This is a genomic window from Oscillibacter sp. (assembly GCF_031978065.1).
Taxonomy (GTDB): domain Bacteria; phylum Bacillota; class Clostridia; order Oscillospirales; family Oscillospiraceae; genus Oscillibacter.
This window is the reverse complement of record NZ_DALZCH010000139.1, coordinates 1-7,259: the sequence shown is the minus strand read 5'-3', so window position 1 is coordinate 7,259 and position 7,259 is coordinate 1. Positions and strand designations below refer to the sequence as shown.

Annotated in this window: 11 protein-coding genes; 7 read left to right on the top strand and 4 right to left on the bottom strand. The window is 49.3% G+C overall.

What is annotated here, in order from left to right; genetic code table 11:
• The 3 genes from RTK01_RS15140 to RTK01_RS15130 form a co-directional block, all read right to left on the bottom strand.
• Nucleotides 1-229: hypothetical protein (locus RTK01_RS15140; protein ID WP_312281771.1), on the bottom strand; the 229-nt coding region annotated here is incomplete at its 3' end.
• Nucleotides 230-310: 81 nt separating this feature from the next.
• Nucleotides 311-586: an AbrB/MazE/SpoVT family DNA-binding domain-containing protein gene (locus RTK01_RS15135; RefSeq protein ID WP_312281770.1), complete on the bottom strand. Its 276-nt coding sequence runs from the start codon at nt 584-586 to the stop codon at nt 311-313.
• Nucleotides 587-682: 96 nt separating this feature from the next.
• On the bottom strand, nt 683-871 hold the full coding sequence (locus RTK01_RS15130; RefSeq protein ID WP_312281769.1) for a helix-turn-helix domain-containing protein: 189 nt from the start codon (nt 869-871) through the stop codon (nt 683-685).
• A 71-nt stretch (nt 872-942) separates the two neighbouring features.
• Here RTK01_RS15130 and RTK01_RS15125 point away from each other — a divergent pair, with 71 nt between their 5' ends.
• Both RTK01_RS15125 and RTK01_RS15120 read left to right on the top strand, forming a co-directional pair.
• The gene (locus RTK01_RS15125; protein WP_312281768.1) at nt 943-1,329 is read left to right on the top strand and encodes a hypothetical protein; all 387 of its coding nucleotides are present in this window, start codon (nt 943-945) and stop codon (nt 1,327-1,329) included.
• Nucleotides 1,330-1,627: 298 nt separating this feature from the next.
• Nucleotides 1,628-1,792, top strand: a complete 165-nt coding sequence (locus RTK01_RS15120) for a YjzC family protein (protein ID WP_312281767.1) — start codon at nt 1,628-1,630, stop codon at nt 1,790-1,792.
• Nucleotides 1,793-1,941: 149 nt separating this feature from the next.
• Here the strand turns inward: RTK01_RS15120 and RTK01_RS15115 are convergent, their stop codons facing one another.
• Nucleotides 1,942-2,112: a helix-turn-helix domain-containing protein gene (locus tag RTK01_RS15115; RefSeq protein WP_312281766.1), complete on the bottom strand. Its 171-nt coding sequence runs from the start codon at nt 2,110-2,112 to the stop codon at nt 1,942-1,944.
• Nucleotides 2,113-2,358: 246 nt separating this feature from the next.
• On the opposite strand from RTK01_RS15115, the gene RTK01_RS15110 reads away from it, so the two are divergent.
• The 5 genes from RTK01_RS15110 to RTK01_RS15090 all read left to right on the top strand — a co-directional run.
• Nucleotides 2,359-2,889: a helix-turn-helix transcriptional regulator gene (locus RTK01_RS15110; RefSeq protein ID WP_312281765.1), complete on the top strand. Its 531-nt coding sequence runs from the start codon at nt 2,359-2,361 to the stop codon at nt 2,887-2,889.
• Between the two features lie 745 nt (nt 2,890-3,634).
• The gene (locus tag RTK01_RS15105; protein ID WP_312281764.1) at nt 3,635-4,069 is read left to right on the top strand and encodes a PH domain-containing protein; all 435 of its coding nucleotides are present in this window, start codon (nt 3,635-3,637) and stop codon (nt 4,067-4,069) included.
• 109 nt (nt 4,070-4,178) lie between these two features.
• Complete coding sequence (locus RTK01_RS15100) at nt 4,179-5,318, top strand: tyrosine-type recombinase/integrase (RefSeq protein ID WP_312281763.1); 1,140 nt, start codon at nt 4,179-4,181, stop codon at nt 5,316-5,318.
• A gap of 485 nt (nt 5,319-5,803) precedes the next feature.
• A complete protein-coding gene (locus tag RTK01_RS15095) occupies nt 5,804-6,559 on the top strand; it encodes a LexA family transcriptional regulator (RefSeq protein WP_312281762.1) in 756 nt (251 codons plus the stop codon).
• A gap of 67 nt (nt 6,560-6,626) precedes the next feature.
• A partial coding sequence (locus RTK01_RS15090; RefSeq protein ID WP_312281761.1) for a radical SAM protein occupies nt 6,627-7,259 on the top strand: 633 nt, incomplete at its 3' end.

The following is a 7,259-nucleotide window of genomic DNA, read 5'->3' as shown; positions in this document are numbered from 1 at the left end:
AAATTGTCAGGACCAGCGCCGCGCACAGCGTAACCGCAACAACAGCCAGCCACATGCACCGCTGCCGCCATTGTCTGGCGAGACGGGCCTTTTCACGCGTCCTGCGGCGCAGCTCCGTAGCAGTGTCGTCGCTGATGCTGTGCAGAGCCGCAACAAAACGGCAATCCTGCTCAAGCTTGTCCATGCGTGCAGTAAGGCCGCGGGCGTATTTCTCTGATTTTTGGCTCATTTTTATTCCTTTCTAATTTCCTCCCGGATGGATTAACCATCCGGGAGGGCGAACACCGCCAAACCTTTCAGCCTTTAGTGATTATGTTGCCTCTGGAACCTTCAAAGCTCCAAGCCTCGACATTTCTTTGGCACACCTACGGCAAACTTGCACACCGTGCATATCACTAACGCCGCTGATGCTGCCGCAAAACACACACCCAGGCTGATGTTTCCGGCAGACAATCCGCCGTCCATCTGTAAATACCTCCAGGAAATCTCCTTTTTGAACTTCAATTGCCTCTCGGAGCCCTTTAGGAATTACTACCCGCCCTTGCGGATCAAGGCCCCTAACTGCGCCGATCATTTTCTTTTTCAAAATCACCAATCCTTTACTATTTATTTGGCTGTGTATCTGGCGATGTCCGATATACATATTTTGCCATATAAGCAGTTAAAATGGTGATTACTGTCGTCATTGGCCTTGCAAAAATTTCTCAAATGCTTGTCGCGGAATAATATACACGTATCGACCAGACTTCTGCCGGTACGCAATACCAAAAGGCAATTCGCCGGTTCTAAGACCATGCTCAATTGTTCTGGTTGCCCTTCCTAAAATTTGCGACGCCTCTCGCGGAGTAATGACTTCTTTAATCTGGTTCATGTGTCCTCCTTTCTGTGGCTTGTCCTTTCGCCACGAGAATGGTAAAATGTGGGCGAAAGGAGGTGAAAATTATGTTTAGTATGGCCAAAGAAGAACTTATAGCACGAATATCCGCAACTGTGGATACCTCAAATAAAAATGGACAGCCAACAGTTGAAAACAAGCTTATACTTCTAGCGCCATGCGGAATGGTGGCTTGTAGTGAATCCGAAATTATTCCGTGGGAGAAGCTCAAAGAGCGTGGTGAGATTAATTTCTTCGATTTAGGTTTGTCGTGCACATTTCCAGAGCACGCGGATATTTCTCAAAAACTTGGAGAGCCGGAACTCTTCATTTACTGCAAGGACGCAGAAATAACCACATACTCTGGGACGCATTTTAACGCTCAGTACCTATGCCTTTCTCTAAAAGACATCTTTGGATTTTCTGCCGGTTCTTCGTCAATACAGAAGAATTAATCTTTCCGCAATTAAAACTCACTGAAATCTGCCGCTCTTGTAATGCAACTACGAGGGCGGCGATTTCTTTTGGCTCGCCGGTAATTGTAATCATGTGTCCTCCTTTCCCGAACGCAAAACGTCATTGATTTTACGACAGTAATTGCTGCGCTAAGCGGACGCAAAGCACAACATATGGTGTATTTACAATTTGTTTACATCTTTATATTGTGGTTTTCTTTTGTTTGCTGTATAATTCTCCCATAGAAGAGGGCGATGTCTCTTGCCCTCTAATTTCTAAGAAAGGAGGATTTGCCTAATGGGAAATTTGTACAAGCCTGGCGAGGACAATAAGCCCGGCGGAACCTATACCGAAGTGGGCCCTCGCGGTGGTCAGGTTGATGACCCCAGAGTTGTTCACATTGATCCCGGCGACCGCCTGCCGCCGACGCAAGAATCCGGACATAAGTGGGAAAAGAAATAATTCTGTCATTAGGGCTCCTGTTACCGCAGGAGCCCTAAATTTTTGTCACAACTCTCCATACTCAGAAACTGCACTCGAATAAGCTGCCTGAAGCCCTGTCCCTGCGTACCGATTTTCGCTCACCCTGCACTTTGCAATGCAGTGGTGCATCAGCCATTTTCCCCTCCATTTTCATATTCTCTCAGCGCCTCCTCGCTGACACGGTAGCCCTTCGGCATTTTAATTGCCTCCAGCCGTCCCTTGCGAATCCAATCCCAAACCGTAATGACCTTTACGCCATAGCGCTCTGCGACTTCATCGCACGTATACAACTTACCCAAAATAGAACCTCGCTTTCTGTATGAATTTATGCTTGTGTTTACTTGTGTTTAGTGGTATTCTTAGTTTACTAAGAAAAATAAGCATACTGATACCACCAAGCATCTTCCGCATTGCCATGCGTTATGATACTTGTACCATCCTGCCTGTTTGGTATGGTCACAGTATAGCTTCGTTTTCTAAGAAAGTCAAGTGCTATTATTTAGTTTTCTAAGTTTTAGCGCAATGCACAAGAAAGCGGGGAAATAATGGACGCTTACGACAGAATTGAAAAATTGATGCTTGAACACGGCGAGAAAGCAAGTGACCTTGCAAAAGCAACCGGCATGTCTACGGGTCTGCTATCGCAGTGGAAAAGCAGAATGCAGAAGCCATCGGCCACAAAACTGGCAAAAGTCGCTGCCCATTATGGGGTTACCACTGACTACCTTCTTGGGAATCAAACTCTTGGAAGTGAATTGCAAAAAATAATAGAAAGCGAAAGTGAGCGGCTCGGCATACCCGAAGATGAGCTTACTCAAGTATTTTTAGCCAGAAAGCCCGTCTCGGATGAGAGCATCAAACTTAACCGAGAGAATGTTGCCCATTATTTCGATACCTTGTACTCGCAAAAAGAAAACGCCCCCATCGATGCTGTCGATGAAGACCTGAGAGATTATTTGGACGAGCTGCGCAATCGCCCCGAAATGCGAATGCTTTTTTCAACCACAAAGAACGCCACAAAAGCGCAAATTGAGGCCATCGTGAAAATGGTAGAGGAGATGCAGGGAGATAGGTAAGTATTATGAGAACATCGACTACTGGGTCAGGTATGTGGAGTTCCCGAATACCGCCAGTCCATCCCTTGCCGTCTCAAATGGAGATGGCACATTCAGCATCTACATTAATACGCTGTTCTGTGAGGCAAAGCAACGCGAAAGCCTGAGACACGAGATAGAGCACCTGACAGAGGAGCATTTTTTCCGGGACGATCTGACAATTGTGCAGATCGAGCATGAGGCCTGCGGCGTCAGATGCGCCCCGCGTAAACGGCAGCGGCGTATCCCTGACGTATTATTTTGCCATCCTCCAGATAAAATAGCGCTTTTCCATAGCCTTGAGAGCCTCAATAGTTACTCGCGCAGATTCGCCAGGCAATGGAAGCGGGAACACGCACGGAAACTATAAAAATGGAGATTCCTTGCATTGACCGACGCTGAAATAGATTTATTTCACCGCACTGCCGACATCATTTCCAGAACCGCCTACCGTGGGCGCCCGATACATATTAGATTTACGTGTCCAATTTGCCGCGGGTCCGCTGAAATCATTCGCAGAAGCCCATTACACGGCAGGGCATATTGCGAGACGTGCGGAGTTGCTATTGCGCGAGGGAATATACCGATGGAACCCCTATACCCGAATGTACAAACACTGTGGGATGAGCTGGGACGATGAAGCGGACAATCTAACATTTCGGGTATTGTGGCTTATGTAACCAACCGCCGGAGGACGGTAAAAATAGATTGTAGGAGGAAAAAGAAAATGATTGATCTTGGGAGAGACGAGGAAATTGTAACACAAGCAAAGGTGCATTGGGCCTGCCTGATTCCGCACATTCTGCTGCTGTTCGTGTATGGTCTTGGGATAATTACAGGTGCTCCGGTTTTAATTAGAATGTTTACCACCGACATGTACATAACCAGCAAACGCCTCTATGGTAAAGTTGGTTTGATTAACACCAAGACTCTTGATACTCCGCTCAATAAAGTTAATACAGTATCCATTGAAAGCGGGCTACTTGGGAAGATTTTAGGGTACGGAACTATCCACATTACATCATCCTCTGGAAGCTATGAGTTTAAATCCATTAAGTCCCCGGAAGTATTTAAGGCTGCACTGCTTGAAGAGATTGATAAATTTGACGAAAAACGCATTAAAAAGCAAGCTACCGAGATGGCAGCGGCAATGAAGTCTTAATAAAATAGGAAGAACCGCCCCGGTGTTCGAGCACCGAAGCGGTTTTGAGGGCAGATGCTTTGTAGGCCGTCTGCCCTCTTATCATATCAGATTTGGAGGAAAATGCAAGATGAAACAAGCGACCTATGGCGACGGCTCTTTATATCAGCGGAAAGACGGGCGCTGGGAGTACCGCGTGCGCATTGGCACAAAATCCAGCGGCGACCCAGATTATAAATCCTTTTACAGCCGCGATAAAACGGGTCGCTCTGCCAAAAAACAATTTATTGACTGGCAGCGCGAACGGGACCAGCAAAAAATAGAAGTAAACCAAACTGTCGCGTCATGGTCCGAGCAGTGGTTAACGACTTATAAGCAAGGGCGCGGAACCTCTGGCGGAAACTATAAAAACTACTGCGTATATGTTGAGAACCATATTGTCCCACACATTGGTAATTTAATGATGGGGGATGTGCGACAGGCCCACATCGAACAGATTTATAGGTCCGAGGCCAAGTTATCTAACAGTGCTCTCAACTATATTAAACTCTGCCTCCGTGGGATTTTTAAATCAGGGTTGAAAAATCACCTTTGCACAGAGGACCCCACAGAAGATACTACCCCTGTTTGGCACGCAAGCAAAAGCCCGGAATATTTCAGCCGTGAGGAAATGGAAAATCTGCTTGACTACATCCCGCGCGACAAAGATGGATATTTGGCTGAGGGCCTGCTTTATACCGGCCTGCGAATAGGAGAGGCTTGTGCGCTGACATGGGACGACTACGACGGCTCCACCTTGTTAGTGCATCGCAATGCCGCCAGAACAGACGAAAAAGGGATGAAGTATTTTATTAAAGAGTGCCCAAAAGGTAAAAAGCCCCGCGAAGTCGTCTTAGATCCCGCAGGCGTCGCACTCTTCGAAAGGCTTCCCCGTACCTCGAAGTGGATATTTGCGGGTGATGGAAGCAGTTTTATGAGTCCTGACCTATACCGCCGCCGGTATTACCGTTTTATTGATCGGCTCAATGCAGGCCTTGCCGCTGAATGGGTGCAGCAAGGCAACCACAAGGAGGATGAAGAGCCACCCTACGTCCGCAAGTTATCCCCTCATAAATGTCGGCATACTTATGGGAGCTACTTGCTAGAGGGATGCCATAACCTCCGCACAGTACAAGACCAATTGGGGCATAGTCGAGTTACTACTACGGAAATTTATACACACAGCGATATAAAGTCGCGTAAGATCGATGTCAGCAAATTAAAGTTCTAGTTTCAAGAGTACCGTCAACTTGCCGTCAAACGCTCATAAAACCCCGATAAACATTGCAATTGCTGTGGTGAGGCTTAGACTGTAAATCTGTTGTCTACGACTTCGATGGTTCGAATCCATCTTCCCCCACCATTGCGCTCACATGTTTTTCGGAACATGTGAGCGCTTTTATTTTGGAAAAGCCCTCGCGTATCTGGAGAAATTCGTTCATCACGCAGTCGGTTTACTTTCAAGAACTCTCTTGCGCCGGTTTCCACACCCCGACGGTCCGCCTGCTTCCATAGCTTGTCCCACAGCTTTTCCCCGTTTGTTACCCTCTGCAATTCACAAGAACTCTGTGAACAATCCCAAGGTATCACAAATATAATGTTTTGTCAAGGCACATTTTACAAGTTTCCTGTTTTTTATAATTGACAAAGCCAAAGAAAACAGATAGGATAAAGAAAAATCAGATTATGTTGAAAAACTGCGGGGAGGCGCGCCACATGGGATTTGGAGAACGGCTGCGGGAGCGGAGAGAGCAGTTGAATATGTCCCGCCGGGAACTGGCGGAGGCGCTGGGCGTGACGGTTTCCGCCATTGGCAATTACGAAACGGGAATCAGCTTTCCCAAGGAAGAGGTGCTCCTGCGCCTGTTTGACAGCCTGCGGGTAGACCCAAACACGCTGTACCGGGACCACTTCCGGGGCGGAAAAAGCGTTTTGAGCCACGACGAGCGGGAGGTTTTAGACCAGTACCGAAGTCTTTCCGCCGTGGGGCGGGACACGGTGCGCTCTGTGCTGGGGGCGCTGTGCCAGTATCAGGACGAGCTGGAACTTGCCCAGCCTCAGCTTGCGGAGCGGCGCATCCCCCTGTATTGCAGCCCGGCGGCAGCGGGCTTTGCGGCGCCGGTATTCGGCGAGGATTTCGATTATGTTTCCGTGGGCGGGGACGTACCGCCCGCAGCGGAGTTTGCCGTGCACATCCGGGGCAACTCCATGTCCCCCTGGATTGCCGACGGAGCGGTGGTCTATGTGAACCGGGACCCGCTGCAAGCGGGGGACATCGGCATTTTCTGCGTGGACGGGGAAATGGTGTGCAAGCAGTATTACCGGGACCCCATGGGGACGGTGTACCTGTTCTCTTTGAACCGGGCCCGCTCGGACGCGGACGTGGTGCTCACCGCCGACAGCGGGCAGACGCTGGTGTCCTTTGGCCGCGTGATGATGCATAAGCTGCCCTTGCCGAAACGGGGCGGATAACCCGCGGCATGTTACCCGGCTGCTTGTTGTGCCGCCGAAACGCAGCGCGCGTGCATGGAGGTGAATGATGAGTTGTTTGACGACACTGACCCGGGCGTTTCTCACGCGGTCATTTCGCCCGTTCCGGTTTCAAAACGAATATGACGAGACCCTGCCCTTTGTCGACAGCAAAAGGCTGGGCCTGTATGTCCACATTCCCTTTTGCAGGCAGCTCTGTTCCTTCTGCCCCTATTGCAAGGAGCTGTACGACGAGGCACTGTGCGACGAGTATATTGACTGCCTTCTTCAGGAAATTCATTTGGTGGGCGGGCAGACGCAGGAGAAAAAGCAGGCCACCAGCCTGTATTTCGGCGGCGGAACGCCTGCGCTTGCCGTCCGGCGAATTGGAGAAGTTGTGTCCGCACTGAAAGAGCATTTCATCATTACGGAGGGCATCGGTCTGGAGCTTCACCCGGACAATGTGAACGTGGAGACGCTTTCGGCCTTGCGGCAAGCGGGCGTTACGAAAATCAGCATTGGGATTCAGTCCTTCGGAGATAAATTTCTGGGGATTTTGGGGCGCAAGAGATTTGACCCGGAGCGTCTTTCTGCCGCGCTGCGGGCCGTTCCCTTTGAAACCGTGTCCATGGACTTTATTTTCGCCCTGCCGGAACAGACGGCGGAGGATTTAAAGGCGGATTTTGCAACGGCCTATTCCATC

Coding starts and splice junctions, on each gene's coding strand:
- RTK01_RS15130 (WP_312281769.1), bottom strand. CDS start 871: ATGAACCAGATTAAAGAAGTCATTACTCCGCGAGAGGCGTCGCAAATT.
- RTK01_RS15125 (WP_312281768.1), top strand. CDS start 943: ATGTTTAGTATGGCCAAAGAAGAACTTATAGCACGAATATCCGCAACT.
- RTK01_RS15120 (WP_312281767.1), top strand. CDS start 1,628: ATGGGAAATTTGTACAAGCCTGGCGAGGACAATAAGCCCGGCGGAACC.
- RTK01_RS15110 (WP_312281765.1), top strand. CDS start 2,359: ATGGACGCTTACGACAGAATTGAAAAATTGATGCTTGAACACGGCGAG.
- RTK01_RS15105 (WP_312281764.1), top strand. CDS start 3,635: ATGATTGATCTTGGGAGAGACGAGGAAATTGTAACACAAGCAAAGGTG.
- RTK01_RS15100 (WP_312281763.1), top strand. CDS start 4,179: ATGAAACAAGCGACCTATGGCGACGGCTCTTTATATCAGCGGAAAGAC.
- RTK01_RS15095 (WP_312281762.1), top strand. CDS start 5,804: ATGGGATTTGGAGAACGGCTGCGGGAGCGGAGAGAGCAGTTGAATATG.